Source organism: Duganella sp. GW821-FHT07F09, assembly GCF_059418705.1.
Window position 1 is genome coordinate 214,037 of the sequence record NZ_JBWKQJ010000001.1, and the last position, 23,946, is coordinate 237,982.

The window sequence follows — 23,946 nt, forward strand, 5'->3', positions numbered from 1 at the left end:
TTATGCGTTTCCGTTTTTCTTAAGGCAGCTTGCTTTTTGCGACATGCGTCAGCAGGTCGGCGACCGAGGTTTGCATCGTGTCGGTGAACGGCGCAGGGTACAGACCCATGACCAGCACCGCGATCGCCAGGACACCCAGCATGAAGAACTCGCGGCCATTGACATCGACCAGCGCGGCCACATGGTGGTTGGTCACTTTACCGAAGATGACGCGCTTGGCCATCCACAGCGAGTAGGCCGCACCGAAGATCAGCGCGGTCGCGGCCAGCAAACCGATCCAGAAGTTGTACTGCACGGCGCCCAGGATCACCATGAACTCGCCGACGAAGCCGGAAGTCGCAGGCAGACCGCAGTTAGCCATCGAGAAGAAGATGAACAGCGCGGCGAATTTAGGCATCTTGTTGACGACACCACCGTAGTCGGCGATTTGACGCGAGTGGGCCTGGTCATACAGCACACCGATACACAGGAACATCGCGCCGGAGATGAAGCCGTGCGAGATCATTTGCACGATCGCGCCCTGTACGCCGATGGCGTTGAAGATGAAGAAGCCCAGCGTGACGAAGCCCATGTGCGCGATCGACGAATAGGCGACCAGCTTTTTCATGTCCTTCTGTACCAGTGCCACCAGGCCGACGTAGATCACGGCGATCAGCGACAGGGTAATCACGAAACCCGACAGGTAGTGCGACGCGTCCGGGGTGATCGGCAGCGAGAAACGCAGGAAACCGTATGCGCCCAGTTTCAGCATGATCGCGGCCAGCACGGCGGAGCCGCCGGTTGGCGCTTCGACGTGGACGTCCGGCAGCCAGGTGTGGACCGGGAACATCGGAACCTTGACGGCGAAGGCCATGAAGAAGGCGATGAAGATAAAGATCTGCTCTCGCATCGTCAATGGCGTCAGGTGCCAGGTCAGGATGTCGAAGGTGCCCGTCACGCGGTACAGGTAGATGATCGCGACCAAGGTCAGCAAGGAGCCGAAGAAGGTGTAGAGGAAGAACTTGAACGACGCGTACACGCGATTCTCGCCACCCCACACGCCGATGATGATGTACATCGGGATCAGGGTCGCTTCGAAGAAGAAGTAGAACAGCAGGCCGTCCATGGCGCAGAACACGCCGATCATCAGGCCGGACAGGATCAGGAAAGCGCCCATGTATTGCGCGACGCGCTTCTGGATCACTTGCCACGCCGAGATCACGACGATCACGGTGATGAATGCCGTCAGCGGCACGAACCACAGCGACAGGCCGTCGATGCCCAGCGAGTAGTAGATGTTGAACGTCTCGATCCAGGGCGATTTCTCGACGAACTGCATGCCGTGGGCGGCGTTGTCGAAATTGGTGATCAGCGGGATGGTCGCGGCGAAGCTGACGATCGCGCCGATCAGCGAACCGACGCGGACCAGCGCCGCGTTGGTGTCACGGCCGACGGCCAGAACGATCAGGCCGAAGACAATCGGAAGCCAGATCGCCAGGCTCAGGTACGGAGGTAAGGTAGATATAGTTGACTGCATCATGGTTATCGTTATCTCTTTGCGTATCAGCTAATTAAGCGTGCCAAAACGGCAGGAAGTAGACCAGGAACCCCAGAATGCCCAGGATCATGACGAAAGCGTAGTGGTAGATGTAACCCGTCTGCCCCAAACGCGTCAGCTTCGAGATCCAGTTCACGACCTTGGCGCTGCCGTTGACCAGCAGGCCGTCGATCAGGGTCTTGTCGCCGACGTTCCACAGGCCGTTACCCAGCAGGCGCGCGCCACCGGCGAACACCACCTCGTTGAACTTGTCCATGTAGTACTTGTTGTCCAACAGGGTGTGGATCGCCTTGAACTTGGCGAAGAACCATGCCGGGACGCGTGGATTGATCATGTAGCAGTAGTACGCCGTCGCCACGCCGGCAATCGCCAGCCACAGTGGCAGGGTTGTCAGCGAGTGGATCGCCATGGCCATTGGACCGTGGAACTCTTCGCCCAGGATCTTCATCGCTTCATGGTTTTCACCGATGAAGATGACACCCTTGAAGAAGTCACCATGCAGCATAGGCTGGATCGTCAGGTAACCGATCAGCACCGAAGGGATGGCCAGCATCACCAGCGGGAACCAGACCACGAATGGCGATTCGTGCGGCTTCTGACCCGGCTCCAGGCCGTGGTGCGCGTGGTCGTCTTCCTCTTCGTGGCCGTGGTCGTCGTGACCATGATCGTCGTGGGCGCCATGTGCCGCTTTAGGGGCGTGCGCATCGTGTGCATGATGGTCGTGGGCGTGCGGCTGGCCGAAACGCTCCTTGCCGTGGAATACCAGGAAGTACATGCGGAACGAGTAGAACGCGGTCACGAACACGCCGGCCAGCACGGCGAAGTTGGCGAAGCCCGAACCCCAGATGTGGGTCTCGTGCACCGCTTCGATGATCGAATCCTTCGAGTAGAAGCCGGAGAAGAACGGGGTGCCGATCAGCGCCAGGGAACCGAGCAAGGACGTGATCCAGGTGATCGGCATGTATTTGCGCAGACCACCCATGTTGCGGATGTCCTGGTCGTGGTGCATACCGATGATGACCGAACCGGCGCCAAGGAACAGCAGCGCCTTGAAGAACGCGTGGGTCATCAGGTGGAACACAGCCACCGAGTATGCCGACGAACCCAGTGCCACGGTCATGTAGCCCAGCTGCGACAGCGTCGAGTAAGCGACCACGCGCTTGATGTCGTTCTGGATGATGCCCAGGAAGCCCATGAACAGCGCGGTGATCGAGCCGATGACCAGGATGAACGACAGCGCGGTGTCCGACAGTTCGAACAGCGGCGACATGCGCGACACCATGAAGATACCGGCGGTAACCATCGTCGCGGCGTGGATCAGTGCCGAGATCGGGGTCGGACCTTCCATCGAATCCGGCAGCCAGACGTGCAGCGGGAACTGGGCCGACTTACCCATCGCGCCGATGAACAGGCAGATACAGGCGACGGTCAGCAGCATCCAGTCGGTGCCCGGCAGGGTCATCGCAGCCAACGCCTGCTTCTGTTCAAACACTTCTTTATAGTTCATGGTGCCGGCGTAGGCCAGCAGCAGGCCGATGCCGAGGATGAAGCCGAAGTCGCCGACGCGGTTGACCAGGAACGCCTTCATGTTGGCCACGATCGCCGTTGGGCGGGTGTACCAGAAGCCGATCAGCAGGTACGAGACCAGGCCCACCGCTTCCCAGCCGAAGAACAGCTGCAGGAAGTTGTTGGCCATGACCAGCATCAGCATCGAGAACGTGAACAGCGAGATGTAGGCGAAGAAGCGGTTATAGCCCTCGTCTTCCGCCATGTAGCCGATGGTGTAGATGTGCACCATCAGCGACACGAAGGTCACCACGCACATCATCATCGCCGACAGCGAATCGATCTGGAAGCCGACTTCGAACTTCACTCCCGCCACCGTCATCCAGTGGTAGATGGTGCCGTTGAACGTGGCGCCGTTGAGCACATCGTTCAGCGTCATCACCGACAGGATCAGCGCGACGAGCACGCCCAGGATGGTCGCGGTGTGCGAAGTCTTGCGACCGACAACGTTGCCAAAGAATTTGGTTCCTAACAAACCCGCAACCGCAGCGCCGGCCAGCGGCGCCAGAGGTACGGCTAGTAGGAGGTTAGGGTTAAGAAGAGTACCCGCCATGATGAACCTTAATCGTTATTTTTCGAGATTAGAACTAAAGCCGCGGGATTAACCCTTAAGGCTATCCAGGTCTTCCACATTGATGGTGTCCAGATTACGGAACATCACCACCAGAATCGCGAGGCCGATCGCCGATTCGGCGGCCGCCACGGTCAGGATGAAGAAAACGAAGACTTGCCCGGCCGCGTCGCCCAGATAGTGGGAGAACGCGATGAAGTTCATGTTCACCGCCAGCAGCATCAATTCGATGGCCATCAGCAGAATAATGATGTTCTTGCGATTCAAGAAAATACCCACGATCGAGATCGCGAACAGGATCGCGCCAAGAACGAGGTAGTGAGCTAGCGATAAAGTCATGGGGTCTCCTTTGCTTCGGCCGAACCGGCGGCGGCTGCATCGGCGCCACGCGAGGACACGGCGTCGATCTTGACGATCTTCAGACGGTCGTTGCGCTTGACGCGAACCGCATCGGCCGGGTCGAAATGTTTGGTGTCCTTACGCTTGCGCAGGGTCAGCGCCACTGCCGCGACGATCGCGACCAGCAGGATCGCCGCTGCGATTTCAAAGCCGTAGACATATTTGGTGAAGATCAGGATGCCCAGTTCCTTGGTGCCGCCGATGTTGCCGGCGCTGACGGCCTGCTGGTCGAACGACAGGAAGGAGCGCCACAGCACGGCGGCCATTTCCAGCACGATGATGACGCCGACGAACGACGCGATCGGCAGGTAGCCCCAGAAGTTTTCCCGCATCTTGTCGGTGTCGATGTCGAGCATCATGACCACGAACAGGAACAGCACCATGACGGCGCCGACGTAGACCAGCACCAGCACGATGGCCAGGAACTCGGCTTCGAGCAGCATCCAGATGCCGGCGGCCGAGAAGAACGCCAGCACCAGGAACAGCGCTGCGTGCACCGGATTGCGGGCCGTGATAACGCGCGTCGCAGCCAATACCATGATGGCTGAGAAGGCGTAGAACAAAGCAGTTTTAAATTCCATAACTAACCCAAGAGACGTACAGTTTTATTATCGGCACCACTGTTGCGGCGGACCGGCAAACTTCACCATGGCCCGCCTGTCGTCAGCGGTAAGGAGCGTCGGCTGCGCGGGCTTCGGCGATCTGGTTTTCATAGCGATCGCCAACGGCCAGCAGCATCTCTTTGGTGTAGTACAAATCACCGCGCTTCTCGCCGTGGTACTCCAGCACGTGCGTCTCGACGATCGAATCGACCGGGCAGGACTCTTCGCAGAAACCGCAGAAGATGCACTTGGTCAGATCGATGTCGTAACGCGTGGTGCGGCGCGAACCGTCGTCACGCTGTTCCGATTCGATGGTGATGGCCATCGCCGGGCACACCGCTTCGCACAGTTTGCAGGCGATGCAGCGTTCTTCGCCGTTCGGATAGCGGCGCAGCGCGTGCAGGCCGCGGAAGCGCGGCGACATCGGCGTCTTCTCTTCCGGGTACTGCACGGTGATTTTGCGCGAGAACATGTACTTGCCCGTCAGCGCCATCCCTTTGATCAATTCGGCCAGCATGAAGCTGCCGAAAAAGTCTTTTAATCGTTCCATTTTCTCTTGTCCTTACTTCCAGATATTCCAGGATGTCTGCATCCAGCCGGCCACGAACACCAGGTACACCAGCGTCAGAGGAATGAACACTTTCCAGCCCAGACGCATGATCTGGTCGTAGCGGTAGCGTGGGAAGGTACCGCGCACCCAGATGAAGACCGACACCAGGAAGAACGCCTTGGCGAACAGCCAGAAGAAGCCGCCGAAACCGCCCCAGAATTCGAGGAAGGCGAACGGTGCGGACCAGCCGCCCAGGAACATGATCGAACCGATGGTCGCGATCAGGATCATGTTGGCGTATTCGGCCAGCATGAACATGGCGTAGGCCATGCCCGAGTACTCGACCATGTGGCCGGCGACGATCTCGGACTCGCCCTCGACCACGTCGAACGGATGGCGGTTCGCTTCGGCCAGGCCGGAGGTCAGGTAGACGACGAACAGCGGCAGCAATGGCAGCCAGTTCCACGACAGGATGTTCAGACCCTGGTCGGCCATCATGCCGCGCTGCTGCATGGCGACGATGTCGCCGAAGTTCAGCGAGCCCGAAACCATCAGGATCACGACGAACACGAAGCCCATCGGGATTTCGTAGGAAATCATCTGCGCCGAGGCGCGCATCGCGCCCATGAACGAGTACTTCGAGTTCGAAGCCCAGCCGGCGATGATGATGCCGTAGACTTCCATCGAGGTGATCGCCATCAGCAGCAGCAAGGCGGCGTTGACGTTGGCCAGCACCGCTTCCGGACCGAATGGCACCACCGACCATGCGGCCAGCGCCGGCATGATGGTCATGATCGGACCGATGACGAACAGGCCCGGGTTGGCCTTGGCCGGCATGATGATCTCTTTGAACAGCAGCTTGAGCGCATCGGCGATCGGCTGCAGCAGGCCCATCGGACCGACGCGGTTCGGACCGACGCGGATCTGGATCCAGCCGATGAACTTACGTTCCCACAGCGTCAGGTAGGCGACAAGGCCCATCAACGGCAGCAGGACGACGACGATCTTGATCATCGTCCAGACGATAGGCCACACCGGCGCGATCGGGCTGGTGGCGCCCAGGTCATACAATGTAGTGACGAATTCAGGCAGAGCCATTATTTACCCTCCCCTGCTTTTTCAACGGTGATAGGACCGAACATGCCGCCCAGTGCGGCGGTCGACGGATGGGCCGCTGCGACGCGCACGGCGTTCGCTGGCAGGCTTGCATCGACGACGGCGACCAGGATGGCGCTGCCCGAACCTTGCGTTACCTTGACGGTGTCGCCGGCGGCGACGCCCAGTTGCTGCGCCAGCGCGGCCGACAGATGCGCTTTAGGCGCGGCCGAATCGGCCATCTTCTGCAGCGACTCGGCGCGGCGCACAACGGCGTCGGCGAAGTAGATCGGCACGTCGGCGATACGTTCGGTACCGGTGGTCTCGATCGAACCGGCGAAGTTGGACGCCACGGCAGTCTGCTTGCTCGTGTTGTTCAGCTTCGAGGAGAAGTCACCCGAACCCACGACTTCGTCGCGGATCGCTTCCGAGGTGTCGTAGTCGAAACCGGCCAGGCCGAGGATGTTACCCAGCACGCGCAGCACTTTCCACGCGGGGCGGGTTTCCAGCAGCGGCTTGACGGTGCCGTTGAAACTTTGCGCACGGCCTTCGCAGTTGACGAAGGTGCCCGAGGTTTCGCTGAATGGCGACACCGGCAGCAGCACGTCGGCGTAGTCCATGCCGTGCTTGTAGGCGGACATGACGACGACCATCTCGGCTTTCTTCAGCGCGGCGACGGCGGCTTGCGGGTTGTAGGCGTCCAGTTCCGGTTCGACGTTCAGCAGCAGGTACGCTTGCTTAGGTTCGGTGAAGGCCGGAGCCTTGGCGCCGTTGGCGTTGACCAGATAGGCGCCGACGGTGTTGGCGGCTTCGGTCAGGTAGCCCAGCTTGGCGCCGGTTTGTTCGGCGATCCATTGCGCGGCGGCGTGCAGCGCGGCGGCTTGCGGGTGCTGCGTTGCCGCGTTACCCAGGAAGACGCCCTTGTTTTCACCGGAGACCAGCGACGCGGCGATCGCGGTCGCGGCGTCCGACGCCTCGATGCCTTCGAAGCCGGCTGGCGCCGAGACTTCCTTGGCCTTGGCGACGGCCACCACCACTTGGGACAGCGCGGACAACCACTCCGACGGCGCGGCGATCATCTTGTTCGCCACTTTCATCAGCAGGTCGTCGTCGGTCGCGTTCAGGATCGACAGCTTGGCGCCGCCCTTGACGGCGGTGCGCAGGCGCGTCGCCAGCAGCGGGTGATCCTTGCGCAGGAAGGAGCCGATCACGAAGGCGCGGTTCAACGCGCCGAATTCGGTGATGCTCATGCCCAGCCAAGGGGTCACGTCGCCCAGCGAGAAATCGCTGTGGCGCAGACGCGTGTCGACGCTGTCCGAGCCCATGGCGCGGGTCAGCTTTTGCAGCAGGTGCAGTTCTTCCAGCGTCGAATGCGGGGTCGCCAGCGAAGCCAGCGCCTTGTCACCGTGTTCGTGCTTGATGTTCTTCAGGCCGTGCGCCACGTATTCCAGCGCGGTCTGCCAGCTCACTTCTTTCCACTCGCCGCCCTGCTTCAGCATCGGCTGGGTCAGGCGGTCGTTGGCGTTCAAGCCTTCGTAGGCGAAGCGGTCCTTGTCCGAGATCCAGCACTCGTTGACGGCGTCGTTTTCCAGCGGCAGCACGCGCATGACCTTGCCGCCCTTGACCTGGACGATCAGGTTCGAACCCAGGCCGTCGTGCATCGACACCGATTTGCGGCGCGACAGTTCCCACGTACGGGCGCTGTAGCGGAACGGCTTCGACGTCAGCGCGCCGACCGGGCACAGGTCGATCATGTTGCCCGACATTTCCGAGTTGACGGTCTGGCCGACGAAGGCGGTGATTTCCGAGTGCTCGCCACGGCCGATCATGCCCAGCTCCATCACGCCGGCCACTTCCTGGCCGAAACGTACGCAGCGGGTGCACTGGATGCAGCGCGCCATCTCTTGCATCGACACCAGCGGACCGGCGTCCTTCGGCACGACGACGCGCTTGTCTTCCTCGTAGCGCGAATCGCCCTTGCCGTAGCCGACAGCCAAATCCTGCAACTGGCATTCGCCGCCCTGATCGCAGATCGGGCAGTCGAGCGGGTGGTTAATCAGCAGGAATTCCATCACGGACTTCTGTGCCTGCACGGCCTTGTCCGACGCGGAGCGCACGATCATGCCGGCCGAGACCGGCGTGGCGCATGCTGGCAAAGGCTTGGGGGCCTTCTCCACTTCGACGAGACACATGCGGCAGTTCGCGGCGATCGACAATTTCTTGTGATAGCAGAAGTGCGGAATGTAGGTTCCCAATTTGTTGGCGGCGTCCATCACCATGCTACCAGCAGGGACTTCGACTTTTTTGCCGTCTATTTCGATTTCAACCATGGTGATCGTTACCTGACGCAGCTTAGATGTAAGCGGGCACTAAGCAATGCTTGTGCTCGACGTGATATTCAAATTCTTCGCGGAATTGCTTGATGAACGCGCGCATCGGCATGGCCGCCGCGTCGCCCAGCGCGCAAATGGTGCGGCCCTGGATGTTGTCGCAGATCGAGTTCAGCACGTCCAGGTCCGACGGACGGCCCTGGCCGTTTTCGATGCGGTGGATCATGCGGTACATCCAGCCGGTGCCTTCGCGGCAAGGGGTGCACTGGCCGCACGACTCTTCAAAGTAGAAGTACGCCAGGCGTTCCATCGCCTTGACCATGCAACGCGTCTCGTCCATGACGATGACGGCGCCCGAACCGAGCATCGAACCGGCCTTGGCGATCGAGTCGTAGTCCAGGTCGGTGTTCATCATCAGTTCGCCACGGATCACCGGTGCGGACGAGCCGCCGGGGATGACGGCCTTGATCTTTTTGCCGCCGCGCATGCCGCCTGCCAGTTCCAGCAGTTTGGCGAATGGCGTGCCCAGCGGGACTTCGTAGTTGCCCGGCAGTTCAACGTCGCCCGAGATCGAGAAGATCTTCGAACCGCCGTTGTTCGGACGACCCATGCCGAGGTACTTTTCCGGGCCCATGTTCAGAATGAACGGGACGGCGGCGAAGGTCTCGGTGTTGTTGATGGTGGTCGGCTTGCCGTACAGGCCGAACGAGGCCGGGAACGGCGGCTTGAAGCGCGGCTGGCCCTTCTTGCCTTCCAGCGACTCCAGCAGCGCGGTTTCCTCGCCGCAGATGTAGGCGCCATAGCCGTGGTGCGCGTGCAGCTGGAAGCTGAACTCACTGCCCATGATCTTGTCACCCAGGAAGCCGGCGGCGCGCGCCTCTTCCAGCGCGTCCTCGAACTGCGTGTAGACCTCGAAAATCTCGCCGTGGATGTAGTTGTAGCCGACCGTGATGCCCATGGCGTAGGCGCCGATGGCCATGCCCTCGATCAATGCATGCGGGTTGTAACGCATGATGTCGCGGTCCTTGAAAGTGCCCGGCTCGCCCTCATCTGAATTACATACCAGATACTTCTGGCCCGGGAACTGGCGCGGCATGAAGCTCCACTTCAGGCCGGTAGGGAAACCCGCGCCGCCACGGCCGCGCAACGACGACGCTTTGAGGTCGGCGATGATTTGTTCCGGGGTGATTTTCTCTTCGAGGATCTTGCGCAGGGCGCTGTAGCCACCGCGCTTGACGTAATCTTCCAGGTGCCAGTTTTTGCCGTCCAGGCCGGCCAGAATGACAGGGTCGATGTGACGATTGTGGAGTGACGTCATTTCGTATTGTTCCCGCTTAGTTCCTCGACGAGACCGTCGATTTTGTCGTTCGACATGAAGCTACACATGCGGTGGTTATTCACCAGCATGACCGGCGCGTCGCCGCAGGCGCCCATGCACTCGCCTTCCATCAACGTGAACTTGCCGTCGGCGGTGGTGTCGCGGTAGTCGATGCCCAGCTTTTGCTTCAGGTGGTGCGCGGCGCGCTCCCCGCCCGACAGCGCGCACGGCAGGTTGGTGCACACGGTGATCTTGTGCGTGCCGACCGGCTTCAGGTTGTACATATTGTAGAAAGTGGCCACTTCCTGCACGGCGATCGCCGGCATCTGGATGTAGTCGGCCAGTTCCTGCATGGTTTCCGGCGAGATCCAGCCCAGTTCAACCTGGGCGTGGGCCAGCGAGGCCATCACGGCCGACTGGCGCTGGTCGGCCGGATACTTGGCCAACTCGCGATCGATTTTTTTTAAGCACTGCTCTGATAACAACATACTTTTACCTTTTAGCGGTCAATACTGCCGAACACGATGTCTTGCGTACCGATGATGGTCACGGCGTCGGCAATCATGTGTCCACGCGCCATTTCGTCCAGCGCCTGCAGGTGGGCGTAATCGGGTGCGCGCAGCTTCATACGGTATGGCTTGTTGGCGCCGTCCGACAGCAGATAGATGCCGAACTCGCCCTTCGGATGCTCCACCGCGCTGTACGCTTCGCCCGGCGGCACGTGGAAGCCCTCGGTGAACAGCTTGAAGTGGTGAATCAGCGATTCCATGTTGGTCTTCATGTCGACGCGGCCCGGAGGCGCGACTTTATGGTTGCTGGTGATGACCGGACCTGGATTGTTGCGCAGCCATTCTACGCATTGTTTGATGATCTTGTTGGACTGGCGCAATTCCTCGACGCGGACCAGGTAGCGGTCGTAGCAGTCGCCGTTGGTGCCGATAGGAATATCGAAGTCCATCAGGTCGTACACTTCGTACGGCTGGTGCTTGCGCAGATCCCACTGGATGCCCGAACCGCGCAGCATGGCGCCGGTGAAGCCCATCGCCAGCGCGTCTTCCGGCGCGACGACGCCGATGCCGACGGTACGCTGTTTCCAGATACGGTTGTCGGTCAGCAGCGTTTCGTATTCGTCGACGTAGGTCGGGAAACGGCGGGTGAAATCTTCGATGAAGTCCAGCAGCGAGCCCTGGCGGTTCTCGTTCAGGTTGGCGATGGCCTTGTCCGAACGGATGATCGACGGCTTATGCTGCGGCATCGAGTCCGGCAGGTCGCGGTAGACGCCGCCCGGACGGTAGTAGGCCGCGTGCATGCGCGCGCCCGACACCGCCTCGTAGCAGTCGAACAGGTCTTCGCGGTCGCGGAAGGCGTACAGGAACGGGCCCATCGCGCCGACGTCGAGCGCGTGCGCGCCCAGCCACATCAGGTGATTCAGGATGCGGGTGATCTCGTCGAACATAACGCGGATGTATTGCGCACGCAGCGGCACTTCCAGGCCCAGCAGCTTCTCGATGGCCATCACGTAGGCGTGCTCGTTGCACATCATCGAGACGTAGTCCAGACGGTCCATATACGGCACCGACTGCAGGTAGGTCTTCTGCTCCGCCAGCTTCTCGGTACCACGGTGCAGCAGGCCGATGTGCGGGTCGGCGCGCTGGATCACTTCGCCGTCCAGCTCCAGCACCAGGCGCAGAACGCCGTGCGCGGCCGGGTGCTGCGGACCGAAGTTCAGGGTGTAGTTCTTAATTTCAGCCATTTTTTACTTCCCGTAATTTTCTTCGCGGATCACGCGCGGCACGTTTTCACGCGGCTCGATGGTGACCGGCTGATAGATCACGCGCTTCTGCTCGGGGTCGTAGCGCATTTCGACATAGCCCGACACCGGGAAGTCCTTGCGGAACGGATGGCCGATGAAGCCGTAGTCGGTGAGGATGCGGCGCAAGTCGTTGTGGCCTTCGAACAGGATGCCGAACATGTCGAACGCTTCGCGCTCGTACCAGTTGACGGCGCGCCACAGCGGCACCAGCGACGGCAGCAGCGGCATTTCGTCGTCGGCGCAGAACGCGCGCACGCGCACGCGCCAGTTGTGCTGGATCGACAGCAGGTGCACGACGACCGCGAAACGCAGGCCGTCCCAGGCGCCGTCGCCGTAGCTGAGGTAATCCACGCCGGCCAGGTCGATCAATTGTTCGAAGCCGAGCGACTTGTCGTCGCGCAGCGTTTGCATCACGCCGTAGTAGTCGGCGGCCTTGACGGTGATGGTCACCTCGCCCAGCGCGACGGCGATACTAACGCGATCGCCCAGGGCGGTGCCGAGGGCGGTTTGCAGTTGTTCTAATTGTGTAGTCATCTTCTGAAGCGGCCTCGTTTAGCGTGCGATCGTGTTGGTGCGCTTGATCTTGTTTTGCAGCTGCATGATGCCGTACAGCAGGGCCTCGGCCGTTGGCGGACAGCCCGGCACGTAGACGTCCACCGGCACGATGCGGTCGCAACCGCGCACCACGGAGTACGAGTAGTGGTAGTAGCCGCCGCCGTTGGCGCACGAGCCCATCGAGATGACCCAGCGCGGCTCCGGCATCTGGTCGTAGACCTTGCGCAGCGCCGGCGCCATCTTGTTGCACAGCGTGCCGGCCACGATCATCACGTCGGACTGACGTGGCGATGGACGGAACACCACGCCGAAGCGGTCCATGTCGTAACGGGCAGCGCCCACGTGCATCATTTCGACCGCGCAGCAAGCCAGACCGAACGTCATCGGGAACATCGAACCCGTGCGCGCCCAGTTGATCAGCTTGTCGGCCGAGGTGGTGATGAAACCTTCGTTTAATACGCCTTCAATAGCCATGGCTTATTCCCAATCAAGGGCACCTTTCTTCCAGATATACCAAAAACCGACGACGAATTCAGCGATGAAGCTCATCATCACGAGGAACCCGTTCCAGCCCAGTTCGCGCACGGAGACGCCCCATGGGAAGAAGAATGCCGTTTCCAGATCGAACAAAATAAAGAGGATAGCGACGAGGTAGTAACGCACGTCGAATTTCATGCGCGCGTCTTCGAACGCTTCGAAGCCGCATTCATACGGGGAGAGTTTTGCCGCGTCAGGCTTGTTCGGACCGAGTACATGGCCCAACACCTGGGGAAGGATCCCTACGCCGAGACCGACGAGGATAAACAACAGAACGGGGAGATAATTTTCGAGGTTCACGATTGATGAGCTTAAATTGAACGATCGGTTAGGGACTGCGAGGACTTGCGGTGTTCTGCGGTGCTCTCTTAACGTTCGCCCCAATCGTACAACTTAGACCAGGATCGAACGACACATCCTCGTAAAAAAGCCAGCTCAGGTACACACTACTCCCTTGCTGGCCTCTATATATTTCTGGTGCCGACGACGAGACTCGAACTCGTACAGCTTTCGCCACTACCCCCTCAAGATAGCGTGTCTACCAATTTCACCACGTCGGCATAAGGCCGCTATTCTACTTTGTTTTCACGCTGTTGTTAATGCGTATTGCGCCAAAACAAGGAGAAAAACGATAAATCTTTACTTCTTTGGTCACCCGATTGATTTTCCGGACGGGGCGGCCGGAGGCACTTCTAAAACTACCGTAACTTCTGCCAAAACAACTGGCAAATGTCGGGCGGCCGATGGTGCGCCGCGCCATACAGACTGTAATTATATTACTTTGGGATCGATCCTGCAGGACCCGCCGGCGCCGGTGCGGCTGGAGCGGGTGCGGCCGGAGCCGCCGGCGCGGTGGCTGGAGCGGTCGGGATCGCCGCCGCGCCGGTGGCCGGTGCCGGGGCTGGCGCCGCTGGCAGCGCCTTGTCCATCACGCCGCCGCTGACCGTGCTGTGGCCTTGGGCAGAGATGTAGGCCAGCGCCAAGGTGGCGCTGAAGAAGATCGCGGCGGCAACGCCGGTCGACTTCGACATGAAGTTCGACGAACCGGTCGCGCCGAACAGGCTGCCCGAAGCGCCCGAGCCGAAAGCCGCGCCCATGTCGGCGCCTTTGCCGTGCTGCAGCAAGACCAGGCCGATAATGGCGATGGCCGAAACGACTTGCACGATGACTACCAGGTTGAAGAAGCTGCTCATGTTATTCCATTCAAAGATTAAATAGTTTTGTATCGTTTTGTTTCACACCTGTTTATATGCTGCCAACAGGCTTTTTTACCATCGCGTGATTACCGCTTGATTACCAATGCGGCAGTTACACAACACTTGGACTGCGCGCTCAGACTGCGTGGATGATTCCAAGGAAATCCACCGCCTTCAATGCGGCGCCGCCAATCAGGCCGCCGTCGATATCGGGCTGCGCCATCAATTCTTTCGCGTTTTCCGGCTTCATGCTGCCGCCGTACAGGATTTGCACCTTGGCCGCCGCCTCGGCGTTTTTTTGTTCCAGGCGCGCGCGCAGGAAGCGGTGGGCGTCTTGCGCGATCTGCGGCGTGGCCGTCTTGCCGGTGCCGATCGCCCAGACCGGCTCGTAGGCCAGCACGACCTTGGTCAGCTCGGCTGCCGGGATCACATCCAGCGCCGCCTGCAGCTGGCCGCAGATTACCGACTCGGTGGTGCCCGCTTCGCGCTGCTCCAGCGTCTCGCCGAAGCAAATAACCGGGGTCAGGCCGGCGGCCAGCGCGGCCAGGGCCTTTTGCGCCACCAGCTCGCTACTTTCGTTGTGGTAGGCGCGGCGCTCGGAATGGCCGCACAGCACGTAGGTGGAAGCGAAATCGACCAGCATGCCGGCCGCCACTTCACCAGTATAGGCGCCGCTGGCGTGAACCGACAGGTCTTGTCCGCCCCAGGCGACCGGGCCGCCTTGCAGCTCGGCCTGGCACTGGGCCAGGTAAGGGGCAGGCACGCAGACCGCGCAATCGGCGCGCGGGACGCCATCGTCCTTGAGGCCGGCGACGACGCCGGACAACAATGCCGTGTTGGCGGCGCGGTTGCCGTTCATTTTCCAATTGCCGATGACGAGTTTGCGTCGCATAGTAGCCTAAAATTCAATAACCCGCTATTTTAACGCGGGGCCGGGGGCGGGTCAAACCAGCCGGCGGCGCGGCGCCGGCGAAAATTGCAGAAATACCACGTCAGGCTGTTAAATTACTTGCAACATGATCTTGCCGACATGGCTGCTGCTCTCCATCAGAGCATGGGCGGCGGCGGCCTGCTCCAGCGGGAACACCGTATGGATCACCGGCTTGATTTTTCCCGCCGCCATGATCGGCCACACCTTTTTCAGCAGATTTTTGGCGATCGCGCCCTTGAACTCGACCGAGCGCGGACGCAGGGTCGAGCCGGTGATCGTCAGGCGCCGGCGCAGCACCTGGCCCAGGTCGACCGTCGCCTTGCCGCCGCCCAGGGTGGCGATCAGCGCGATGCGGCCATCGTCGGCCAGCGCGGCGATCTCGCGCGGCACGTAATCGCCGCCGACCATATCCAGGATCACATCGACGCCACGGTCGTTGGTCAGCGATTTGACGACCTCGACGAAATCCTCGGTCTTGTAATTGATGCCGCGTTCGGCGCCCAGCTTGACGCAGGCGGCGGTCTTGTCGTCGCTGCCGGCGGTGGCGAACACGCGGTGGCCCATGGCAGACGCCAGCTGGATCGCCGCCACGCCGATGCCGGAGGTGCCGCCCTGCACCAGCAAGGTCTCGCCGGCGCTCAGGTGGGCGCGGTCGAACACGTTGCTCCACACGGTGAAATAGTTCTCCGGGATCGACGCGGCCTCCAGCATGCTCCAGCCCTTGGGGATGGGCAGGCACTGGGCCACGGGCGCCACGACGTATTCCGCATAGCCGCCGCCCTGCACCAGCGCGCAGACCTGGTCGCCGATGTCGAGGGTGGTGTAATCGAGGTCGCCGTCGACGATCTCGCCGGCCACTTCCAGGCCCGGCAGGTCGGAGGCGCCCGGCGGCGGCGCGTAATTGCCCATGCGCTGGAACACGTCCGGACGGTTGACGCCGGCGGCATGCACCTTGATCAGCACCTCGCCGGCCTTCACGACGGGCATCGGACGTTCGCACAGTTTCAGCACATCGGCCGGGCCGGGCTGGGTGATTTCAATCGCGCGCATGAAGCATCTCCGGACAAAACGGCGATTGTACGCGAGAAGATAATCCGTTGTTTTCCCCGGTGTTTTGACAACTATCCGCCGCCGGTGCGCGATTTGGTCGGCAGCGGCGTGTTCGGCTTCCACGCGGCCGACAACGCTTGCCCTTCCTCGAGCTGCTCCTGCGTCATGTGCTTGACCACGGCCGACCGCTGCTCGGCGGCGTTGACCGAGCCCTTGGCCGCCGCCAGGTTCCATAACATGTAGGCGATGACGTTGTCCTGCGGCATGCCGGCCATCTGGTAACGGTACATCAACCCCATGACCTGTTGCGCGTCCGGATGCCCCTGCTCGGCGGCCTTGCGGAACCAGCCGACCGCCTGCTTGTGATCCTGGATCACCGCGTTGCCCGTGTAGTACATGGCGCCGACCACGTATTGCGCGTCGGCCTTGCCCTGCAACGCCGCCTTGCGGTGCCAGCTGAGCGCCTGCTTGTAGTCCTGCTTGACGCCACGGCCCATGTAATACATCAGACCCAACAGGTGCTGGGCGTCCGCGTTGCCGGCCTTGGCCAGGGGGGTGATCTCTTTTAAAGCCACCGCGTAGTTTTTGTTGTTGTAGGCGGTGGCGCCTTCGGCGAATCCAGCCATCGCACTCTGTTGCAGAGCAAGTGCGAGACCTATCGCTAGTATGAATTTTTTCATGTCGCGTATAAGTGGGTACGTTTATTTGGTTTTATTTCCAACTTACCTTGCCCAAGCCGTCAACGGTGACGTTGCGGTTCAGGGGCTTGCCATAGACAATGACCGATCCGAGGCCGCTCAGGTTCAATGTCGCATTGGACTTGGCGTGGACGGTGGCGTTGCCCAGGCCGCTGAGGTCGACGTTGACCGATTCCGCCTGGAATTGCTGCGCGTTGAGCCCGCCCAACCCTCCGAGTGTGGCCTTGAGCAACTTACTTCGCCCGCCGAGAGTGATGTAGCCGGCGCCACGCAAGTCGAGCTCGACACTCTCGTTTTCACCGACCAGCAAGTGCATCTTGCCGACGCCACCCAGATTGGCCTTGAGAACCTTGTAGTCGATCACCGCCTTCATGTTGCCGGCGCCGTCCATAGTCAACTCCAGCTCGTCTCCGCTGAAGCCGCTGATGTCGGTCGTGCCGACGCCCTCGCAGATCACCTGGCGCAGATTCGGCAGCGTCAGCTCGGCGCGCGCGCTGGATCGCCCTACTTTGACGCCACGGCCGTTGTCGGTATCGAGGTACAAGGTGTCGCCGGTTTGCGCCGCGTTCAGCTTATCCATGTCGCGCTTGTCTCCGATGATGCGCAGCGACGGCGTATCGCCCTGCCGCATTTTGACGTCGATCACTCCGTCGAGCTTGACGCGCACGACGCGCGCGTCGATCGTCACCACGCGCGTTTCGCTTTCCTCGGCGGCGCTGGCGCGGGCGAACAGCGTACACAACGCGGCAAACAGGAGGCCAAACTGGAAAAGCTTCGTCATCATCTCAATCCTCTGATATTTTCTTAACAAGCTGATAGTGGCCAATATAGCAACAATGGCGACGGCCGCCAACCACCCATGATAGATGTGGTCACTATATCAATCGTCGGCGTAACGGCGGCGCGGATTGCGATGAACTGCACAAAACGGCGACCGGACGTCGAAAAACGCGGATAGGCGACGGTGGGAACCTGGAGTTGTTCAGGCCGGCAAGCGGATGGTCGCGTTCAGGCCGCCTTCCGGATGGTTTTCCAGTATCAGCTCGCCGCCATGCGCTTCGATGATGCTGCGCGCGATGCCCAGGCCCAGGCCCATGCCGCCGTCGTTCTGCTCGCGGCCGTGTTCCAGCCGCACATAGGGCTCGAACAGGCTGGCGAAGGCTTCCTCCGGCACGCCCGGGCCGTGGTCGCGCACGGTGATCGCGACCGCGCCCGGCTCGGCGCGCACGTCGATTTCGGCGCGGTCGCCGTAGAACAGCGCGTTGTCGAGCAGGTTGCCGATGGCCCGCTTGAGCGCCAGCGGCTTGGCCCGCACCGACAGGCCGCTGTCGCGATAGCCCACTTCGTGCCCGGCCAGCCGCGCGCTGCGCACCAGGCGCCCCAGCAAGGCGTCCAGTTTGACCTCGGCCGGATTTTCGTGGATATCGCTGTCCTTCACGCATTGCAGCGCGCCCTTGACCATCATGTCCAGTTCATCGAGGTCCTCTTCGAACTCGTTGCGCAAGGCTTCGTCGTCGAGCAGCTCGGAGCGCAGCTTGAGGCGCGTGATCGGCGTGCGCAGGTCGTGCGAGATGGAGATGAACAGCCGGTCGCGGTCCTCGATGTAGCGCTGGATGCGCTCGCGCATGGCGCTGAAGGCGCGCGCGGTGTTGATGAATTCCCGGCTGCCCGTCTCCGGCAGCGGCGGCGCGCGGTCGTCCTGGCCGTTGCCGAAAGCGGCGGCGGCTTCCGACAGCGCCGCCAGCGGACGGGTGATCCAGCGCACCACCAAAAGGCACAGCAGCAGCACCGCCGCCAGCGACAGCCCTTGCAGCGCGAGCCGGTCCCACGCCAGCGGATCGTTACTGCTCAAGAAGTACGGGTTGGGCATCAGCGCCGCCATGTACAGCCAGTTGCCAGGTTCGATCTCCGTTTGTATCACCAGGATGGGCGCGGGGTCGGGCTGCAGCAGCAGGATGTGCTGCACCCAGGCGTCCGGCAGGTCGCTGAGGTGGACGTCGTTGTCCGACACCACCAGTTGATCCGGCCACGCGAACGCCAGGTGGAAGCCGGGGGAATGCGGCAGATCGCTTTTGAGCGTCGCGCCGACGGTGTCGATGACGCTGCGCGCCAACGGATGCTCGGCGATCTGCGTAACCGGCACGTAGGCCCGATTGAGGTTGACGAAAAAGCGGGTGCCCCCCATCTCGCGCAGTTGCTGGATCAGCAGCAGGCGGTAGTTGGCCGGCAGGCTGCGGAAAAACCGGATCGCGCCGGACGCGCTGTGCGCCACGTACTGCGACGCCGATTGCGCCTCCACCTGGGACTTGGCGCGCAGCTGGGTGGCCCATATGATGCTGGCGGTGAGCTGGGTCACCAGCAGCCCCGCCACCATCACCAGGGTCAGCCGCCCCAGCAGCGATTGCGGCAAAAACCCGTGCAGCAAAACTGGCAGGCGCCTACGCATGCGAAACGCTGACGTCGGCCGAGAACACGTAGCCGGCCCCGCGCACCGTCTTGATCAGGGCCGGTTGCTTGCCGTCGTCGTTGAGCCGCAGCCGCAGGCGGCTGATCTGGACGTCGAGCGAGCGGTCCAGCGGGCCGGCGTCGCGCCCGCGCGTCTCCTCGCACAACACGCCTCGGTCGAGGATCACGCCCGGATGCTCGGCGAAGTATTTGAGCAGCTGGAAATCGAGACCGGTCAACACCACCGGATTGCCATCACGATCGACCACCTTGCGCTCCTTCAGGTCCAAAGTGAAGCCGACAAAGCGATAGTAGCGCGCCGACGGCGGCTCGGCCGCGCTGCGCCGCAGGATGGCCTTGATGCGCGCCAGCAGCTCGCGCGGACTGTATGGCTTGGCGATGTAGTCGTCGGCGCCCAGCTCCAGGCCGACGATGCGGTCCGTTTCGTCGGAGCTGGCGGTCAGCATGATGATGGCGACGTTGGAGCGCTGGCGCACCTGCTTGCACAACGCGAAGCCGTCGGTGTCCGGCAGCATGACGTCGAGGATCACCAGCGACAGCGCGTCGGCGTGCGCGTGCAGCTCGGCCAGGAAGCTCTCGCCGTTGTGCGACAAAATCACCTCGTACTGGTTCTTCTCCAGGTAGGTCTTGAGCAGCTCGCGGGTTTTTTGGTCATCGTCAACGATCAGTATCTTGCGCACCAGGTGCTCCTTGGCTTTTGATGTTGAATAATCGGAACAGCGCCCCGAGACGGCGCTGCGCCTCCGCCGGCGTGGCCCTGTCATCGAGAAAATAGCGGTGAACCTCGGCGATGATGGCGTCGCGGCTGGCCTCGTCGGAGGCCATGCGGTGCACCAGGCTAGGAGCCTGCACCGCCGCGCCCTGGGCGAAGATGGTCCACGAGGCGCGCGCGCAGCTGTCCATGCGTGCCGGGTCGGCGTCGCGCCGCACCGGCACGGCGCCCTTGAGCGCATTGAAATCGGCCTGCACCGACGGCGACACAAGCACCCGCGCCATCTTCTCCTGCGCCGGTCTGTGGCGGTTGGCGCCGGCGAACATCGTCAGCGTATCGACGCTGTACAGGTGATAGCGGGCCGTTCCCGGCGCGGCGGCGCAGCCGTAGTCCTCGTCCAGCGCCATGCCGCGTTCGGCCAGCTCCGGCTTGGCCCAGTCGCCCATGATCATCATGCCCGCCTCGCCGCGCGCGAACTGGCGCACCACCTCGGGCCAGGTCCGCTCCTCCATCTCGCGACCGATCCAGCCCTTGACGATGCGCAGCCGCTCCAGCGCCTCGGCGGTGCGGCGGTCGGCGGCGGCGGCGGGGCTGCGCTTGACCAGCAACTCGCGGTAGAACTCCGGCCCGCTCTCGGCCAGCACCAGGTTCTCGAACAGCGCGGCCACCTGCCACGACTCGCTGCTCTGCGCCAGCGGCGCCACGCCGGCTGCCCTGAGCTTGCGGGCGGTCGCCTCGAATTCCGCCCAGGTGCGTGGCGGCGTGAGTTTGAGCCGGGCGAACAGCGCGCGGTTGTAGTACAACGTGTTGACGCGGTGGATGCCGACCGGCGCCGCCACCACGTGGCCGCGGTGCTGGATCAGCTTTTGGACGGTCGGGAACAAGAAGCCGTTCCAGTCGCCGGCGCTGGCGACGCTGTCGATGTCGAGCAGCAGTCCCAGCTCGGCCCATTCGGCGACCGAGGCGCCGATGATCTGCGTGACCTGCGGCGCGTCGCCGGCCAGCACGCGTCCCTTGAGCACCTTGCCGGCGCCGATGCCGGCACCGCCGGGAATGGCGGCGTCCTTCCACGCCAGTCCTTCGTCCGCCATGCGCGCGGCCAGCAAGTCCGCCGCCTTGCGCTCGCTGGAGGAGGTCCACCAGTGCAGCACTTGCAAGGTGTTGGCCGGGGCTTGCGCCGATGGCGGCGGCGCCGGTGCGCCGCTGCTGCTGGCGCCGGCAGCGGTTACAAACAGGACGAACGTGAGTGCGCGGATGGCGGGTGCCCGGCGCGCGCTCGAACGAAATCGTAACCGGCCTAACCGGGGCGGGAGTACTTTTTCCATCGACGCTATCACTCATCATCCCTGAGAAAACAGTGGGATGATTATAGCGGAGATGACCGCCGCCAGGCACCACTCGTCATCCCGATGGCTTAGCGGTTCTCCACGCGCGCCACCAGACCCGCCCTGCCGTTGCGGTCGAAGGCGGCGACCTGGATGACGCCCTTCTCCGCTATCGGTCCCGCCACCGGTTTGCTGTTGGCATCGGGCGTCGTGCCGTCGGTGGTGTAGCGCATCGCGATGCCCGGCAAGACGTGATTGACCAGCACCCGTCCTCCCTCGATCAGCAGGCCCGGAGGTGCGATGCGGTAGTTCACGCCGGTTTTCTCCAGGTCGAGGCGCGGCAGCACGCGCTGGCTCAGCGTGTTGACAAAACCGGACCATGCGGCGCGGTGCAGCACGGCGGCTTTGTCCCGATCGTTCTCGGTGGCCCAGGCGGGGTCCGGCGCCCACGAGCGCTCGGCCATCGCCAGCAATCGCGGCATGACCAGATAGTCGATGCGGTCAGGGGTTAGCACCGTCTCGGTGAATAAGGTCGCTTCCAGCCCGCGAATGCGGCGCTTGCCGTAATCGGTCAACGCGTCCTTGCCGGGCAGCGGCTTGACGGCGTTCTTCAGATAATCCAGCGGAATGAAGTCGTACACCGTATCCAGCTCGACGTAGTCGCCCCAATTGACGCCCGGCTCCTCCGGATTGGCGTTGTAGGCCATGTCCATATACATCTTGGTCACCGGCGCCAGCACGATGTCGTAGCCGGCGTTGGCCAGCCGGTAGGCGAAGTCCTCGGCGCCCTCGGTGTTGTTCCAGACGTAGGCGCTGAAGCCACGCTGCGTGAAGCGGGGATTCGGGATCAGCTTGTGCTGCCCGCGCAGCATGGTGGAGCGCGCGGCCATCTCCTCCCAGCCGGAGGCGAACAGGCCGTGTTTGCGCAGGATGACGTCGACGCGGTCGTAGAAATAGTCCCACAGGTCGGCGACCGCCTCCAGCTTTTTCTGTTGCATGACCGCCTGGCTGGCAGGTGACTTTTCCCAGGCGCCGTGCGGCAGTTCGTCGCCGCCGACATGGATGGTGCGCAGCTTGACGCCGGCCTCGCGGTGCAGCGCGGCGACCTGCCCTACCACGTGCTCGATGAACGTGAAGCTCGATTCCAGGCCGGGATTGATCACGTGGTCGTTGTAGTGCTGCGGCGAGCTGTAGACGGAAAGGTCGTCGAAATCGTTGAGCAGGTATTTCGCCGCGTCGCGTTTGCCGGCGGCCTTGAGGCGGTGGTAGCGCGCCTCCATGGCCTGCACGGCAGCGCGGGCATGGCCCGGCATTTCGATCTCCGGGATGACGTCGATGTGGCGCGCGGCGGCGTAGCGCAGGATCTCGATGTAGTCGGCGCGGGTGTAGTAGCCGGTGCCGGTGGCGTTGTCGGGATTGCCGCCGGAGCCGTAGGCCGGTTGCAGGCGCACGCCCGGTTTGGCGCTGTGGCCGCGCACCGAACCGATGCCGGTGAGCTCCGGCAGGCCGGCGATCTCCAGCCGCCAGCCTTCGTCGTCGGTCAGATGGAAGTGGAAGGTATTGAGCTTGTAGCGCGCCATCAGGTCCAGCAGCTTGAACACGGTTTGTTTTGTGTGGAAGTTGCGGCTCACGTCCAGTTGGAAACCACGATACGGAAACCGTGGCGCGTCGACGACGGTCAACTCGGGCAGGTCGATGCCGCCGGCGCCCGGCAACGGCATCAGATCGCGCAAGGATTGCAAGCCGTAGGCCACGCCGGCGGCGCTGTTGCCGACGATGGCGATGCCGCTGTCGGCCTTGATGGTCAGGCTATAGGCTTCCGGCGAAGTTTGACCGGCGACCTCGCCAACACTCAGGCGCAGTTCCGGTGCGCCGGCGCCGTTGGCCGGCAAGGCCGCCGGGAACAGCGAACGCGCGAAGGCGGCCTCCGTCTTCAACGCGGCGGGCGCGACGAGCTTGGGCCGCGACGTCACACTGAGCTTGCCGAGTCCCTGCTGCAATCGCAGAGGCGTCGGAAACAACGGCGGCAGCGCCTCCGCCGGCAGCAGGTTGGCGTTGGCGTTGCGGCGATAGGTGTCCTGCGGCGTGACCATGGCCTTGGCGCGGCTGCCACCCTTGTCGAGTTGTTCGGGGCGGTCGACCGGCAGCAGTTCGTAGTCCGCGATGTTCTGCCCCACATCGGGCGCGCTGTCGTAGACAAGATACGGGCCGGCGGGCGCCTTCGCCAGCTTGATCACCAGATTGGGATGAATGTACGGCACATTCAACGTCTGGCCCGGCGCCACGCCGTCAAAGCCAGGGGCGGGACGGATGCGGAACAAGCCGCCCGCGACCTTCTCCACCGTCAGATTGCCGGCCAGCGGGCCGGTCGCGACACCGTCCATGCAGTTGAAATAAAGCGACCAGCCCTGGGACGGCAGCGGATATTTATCCAGATTCGTCAGGATGAAACGCGCATGCGTGATGCCGCCCGGCGCGCCGGCGCTGAACTCATTGCGCTCCAGCTCCCAGCGCAGGCGCAGTCCGGCGCCGGCGGCGAAAGCGGCGGCCCGCGCCGACTCCTTCGCCACGGCCGTCTTGCCCGATGGCGCGGCTTCCGCCGCCCGCGCCATCGTGGCCGGCGCCACCGCCATCAACAACGACATCGACAGCGACGCAAGTCCGATACCGCCGGCCGTTTTCCGATTCAGCATTC

Annotated in this window: 22 protein-coding genes and 1 tRNA gene; all 23 read right to left on the bottom strand. The window is 62.5% G+C overall.

What is annotated here, in order from left to right; genetic code table 11:
- Positions 1-19: 19 nt before the first annotated feature.
- The 23 genes from AC07P1_RS01015 to AC07P1_RS01125 all read right to left on the bottom strand — a co-directional run bounded on the left by AC07P1_RS01015 (position 20) and on the right by AC07P1_RS01125 (position 23,944).
- Positions 20-1,519 (bottom strand): NADH-quinone oxidoreductase subunit M, encoded by a 1,500-nt coding sequence (locus AC07P1_RS01015; protein ID WP_494694098.1) that lies wholly within the window; start codon positions 1,517-1,519, stop codon positions 20-22.
- 31 nt (positions 1,520-1,550) lie between these two features.
- On the bottom strand, positions 1,551-3,656 hold the full coding sequence (nuoL, locus tag AC07P1_RS01020; RefSeq protein WP_494694099.1) for an NADH-quinone oxidoreductase subunit L: 2,106 nt from the start codon (positions 3,654-3,656) through the stop codon (positions 1,551-1,553).
- A 48-nt stretch (positions 3,657-3,704) separates the two neighbouring features.
- On the bottom strand, positions 3,705-4,013 hold the full coding sequence (gene nuoK, locus AC07P1_RS01025) for an NADH-quinone oxidoreductase subunit NuoK (protein WP_363504186.1): 309 nt from the start codon (positions 4,011-4,013) through the stop codon (positions 3,705-3,707).
- Complete coding sequence (locus AC07P1_RS01030; RefSeq protein ID WP_494694100.1) at positions 4,010-4,654, bottom strand: NADH-quinone oxidoreductase subunit J; 645 nt, start codon at positions 4,652-4,654, stop codon at positions 4,010-4,012. Before AC07P1_RS01030 ends, nuoK begins: the two co-directional genes overlap by 4 nt.
- A gap of 82 nt (positions 4,655-4,736) precedes the next feature.
- The gene (gene nuoI / locus AC07P1_RS01035) at positions 4,737-5,225 is read right to left on the bottom strand and encodes an NADH-quinone oxidoreductase subunit NuoI (protein ID WP_090314443.1); all 489 of its coding nucleotides are present in this window, start codon (positions 5,223-5,225) and stop codon (positions 4,737-4,739) included.
- 12 nt (positions 5,226-5,237) lie between these two features.
- Positions 5,238-6,323 (bottom strand): NADH-quinone oxidoreductase subunit NuoH, encoded by a 1,086-nt coding sequence (gene nuoH, locus AC07P1_RS01040; protein WP_315214686.1) that lies wholly within the window; start codon positions 6,321-6,323, stop codon positions 5,238-5,240.
- Entirely contained in the window at positions 6,323-8,650 is a 2,328-nt protein-coding gene (nuoG, locus tag AC07P1_RS01045) for an NADH-quinone oxidoreductase subunit NuoG (protein ID WP_494694101.1), read from the bottom strand. The genes nuoH and nuoG overlap by 1 nt, the downstream gene beginning before the upstream one ends.
- A 22-nt stretch (positions 8,651-8,672) precedes the next feature.
- Complete coding sequence (gene nuoF, locus AC07P1_RS01050; RefSeq protein WP_008450345.1) at positions 8,673-9,968, bottom strand: NADH-quinone oxidoreductase subunit NuoF; 1,296 nt, start codon at positions 9,966-9,968, stop codon at positions 8,673-8,675.
- Complete coding sequence (gene nuoE / locus AC07P1_RS01055) at positions 9,965-10,456, bottom strand: NADH-quinone oxidoreductase subunit NuoE (protein WP_363504195.1); 492 nt, start codon at positions 10,454-10,456, stop codon at positions 9,965-9,967. Before nuoE ends, nuoF begins: the two co-directional genes overlap by 4 nt.
- Before the next feature lie 11 nt (positions 10,457-10,467).
- Positions 10,468-11,721, bottom strand: coding sequence for an NADH-quinone oxidoreductase subunit D (locus AC07P1_RS01060; RefSeq protein WP_315214675.1), 1,254 nt, complete (start codon positions 11,719-11,721; stop codon positions 10,468-10,470).
- Positions 11,722-11,724: 3 nt separating this feature from the next.
- Positions 11,725-12,315 carry an NADH-quinone oxidoreductase subunit C gene (locus tag AC07P1_RS01065; RefSeq protein ID WP_090314447.1) on the bottom strand — a complete coding sequence of 197 codons (591 nt, stop codon included), beginning with the start codon at positions 12,313-12,315 and terminating at the stop codon, positions 11,725-11,727.
- A gap of 18 nt (positions 12,316-12,333) precedes the next feature.
- Entirely contained in the window at positions 12,334-12,810 is a 477-nt protein-coding gene (locus tag AC07P1_RS01070; protein ID WP_008450353.1) for a NuoB/complex I 20 kDa subunit family protein, read from the bottom strand.
- 3 nt (positions 12,811-12,813) lie between these two features.
- Positions 12,814-13,173: an NADH-quinone oxidoreductase subunit A gene (locus AC07P1_RS01075; protein ID WP_090314448.1), complete on the bottom strand. Its 360-nt coding sequence runs from the start codon at positions 13,171-13,173 to the stop codon at positions 12,814-12,816.
- Between the two features lie 175 nt (positions 13,174-13,348).
- Positions 13,349-13,433 (bottom strand) — tRNA-Leu (locus AC07P1_RS01080).
- Between the two features lie 216 nt (positions 13,434-13,649).
- Positions 13,650-14,066 carry a preprotein translocase subunit SecG gene (secG, locus tag AC07P1_RS01085; protein ID WP_363504202.1) on the bottom strand — a complete coding sequence of 139 codons (417 nt, stop codon included), beginning with the start codon at positions 14,064-14,066 and terminating at the stop codon, positions 13,650-13,652.
- Between the two features lie 139 nt (positions 14,067-14,205).
- Entirely contained in the window at positions 14,206-14,961 is a 756-nt protein-coding gene (gene tpiA, locus AC07P1_RS01090) for a triose-phosphate isomerase (RefSeq protein ID WP_494694102.1), read from the bottom strand.
- A 108-nt stretch (positions 14,962-15,069) separates the two neighbouring features.
- Complete coding sequence (locus tag AC07P1_RS01095; RefSeq protein ID WP_494694103.1) at positions 15,070-16,050, bottom strand: NAD(P)H-quinone oxidoreductase; 981 nt, start codon at positions 16,048-16,050, stop codon at positions 15,070-15,072.
- Between the two features lie 71 nt (positions 16,051-16,121).
- The gene (locus AC07P1_RS01100) at positions 16,122-16,730 is read right to left on the bottom strand and encodes a tetratricopeptide repeat protein (RefSeq protein WP_494694104.1); all 609 of its coding nucleotides are present in this window, start codon (positions 16,728-16,730) and stop codon (positions 16,122-16,124) included.
- Positions 16,731-16,761: 31 nt separating this feature from the next.
- The gene (locus AC07P1_RS01105; protein WP_494694105.1) at positions 16,762-17,529 is read right to left on the bottom strand and encodes a GIN domain-containing protein; all 768 of its coding nucleotides are present in this window, start codon (positions 17,527-17,529) and stop codon (positions 16,762-16,764) included.
- A gap of 201 nt (positions 17,530-17,730) precedes the next feature.
- On the bottom strand, positions 17,731-19,194 hold the full coding sequence (locus tag AC07P1_RS01110; RefSeq protein ID WP_494694106.1) for an ATP-binding protein: 1,464 nt from the start codon (positions 19,192-19,194) through the stop codon (positions 17,731-17,733).
- Positions 19,187-19,897 (bottom strand): response regulator, encoded by a 711-nt coding sequence (locus tag AC07P1_RS01115; RefSeq protein WP_494694785.1) that lies wholly within the window; start codon positions 19,895-19,897, stop codon positions 19,187-19,189. Before AC07P1_RS01115 ends, AC07P1_RS01110 begins: the two co-directional genes overlap by 8 nt.
- Positions 19,872-21,251 (bottom strand): ABC transporter substrate-binding protein, encoded by a 1,380-nt coding sequence (locus AC07P1_RS01120; protein WP_494694107.1) that lies wholly within the window; start codon positions 21,249-21,251, stop codon positions 19,872-19,874. The genes AC07P1_RS01115 and AC07P1_RS01120 overlap by 26 nt, the downstream gene beginning before the upstream one ends.
- 89 nt (positions 21,252-21,340) lie before the next feature.
- Positions 21,341-23,944, bottom strand: a complete 2,604-nt coding sequence (locus AC07P1_RS01125) for a family 20 glycosylhydrolase (RefSeq protein ID WP_494694108.1) — start codon at positions 23,942-23,944, stop codon at positions 21,341-21,343.
- Positions 23,945-23,946: the final 2 nt, after the last annotated feature.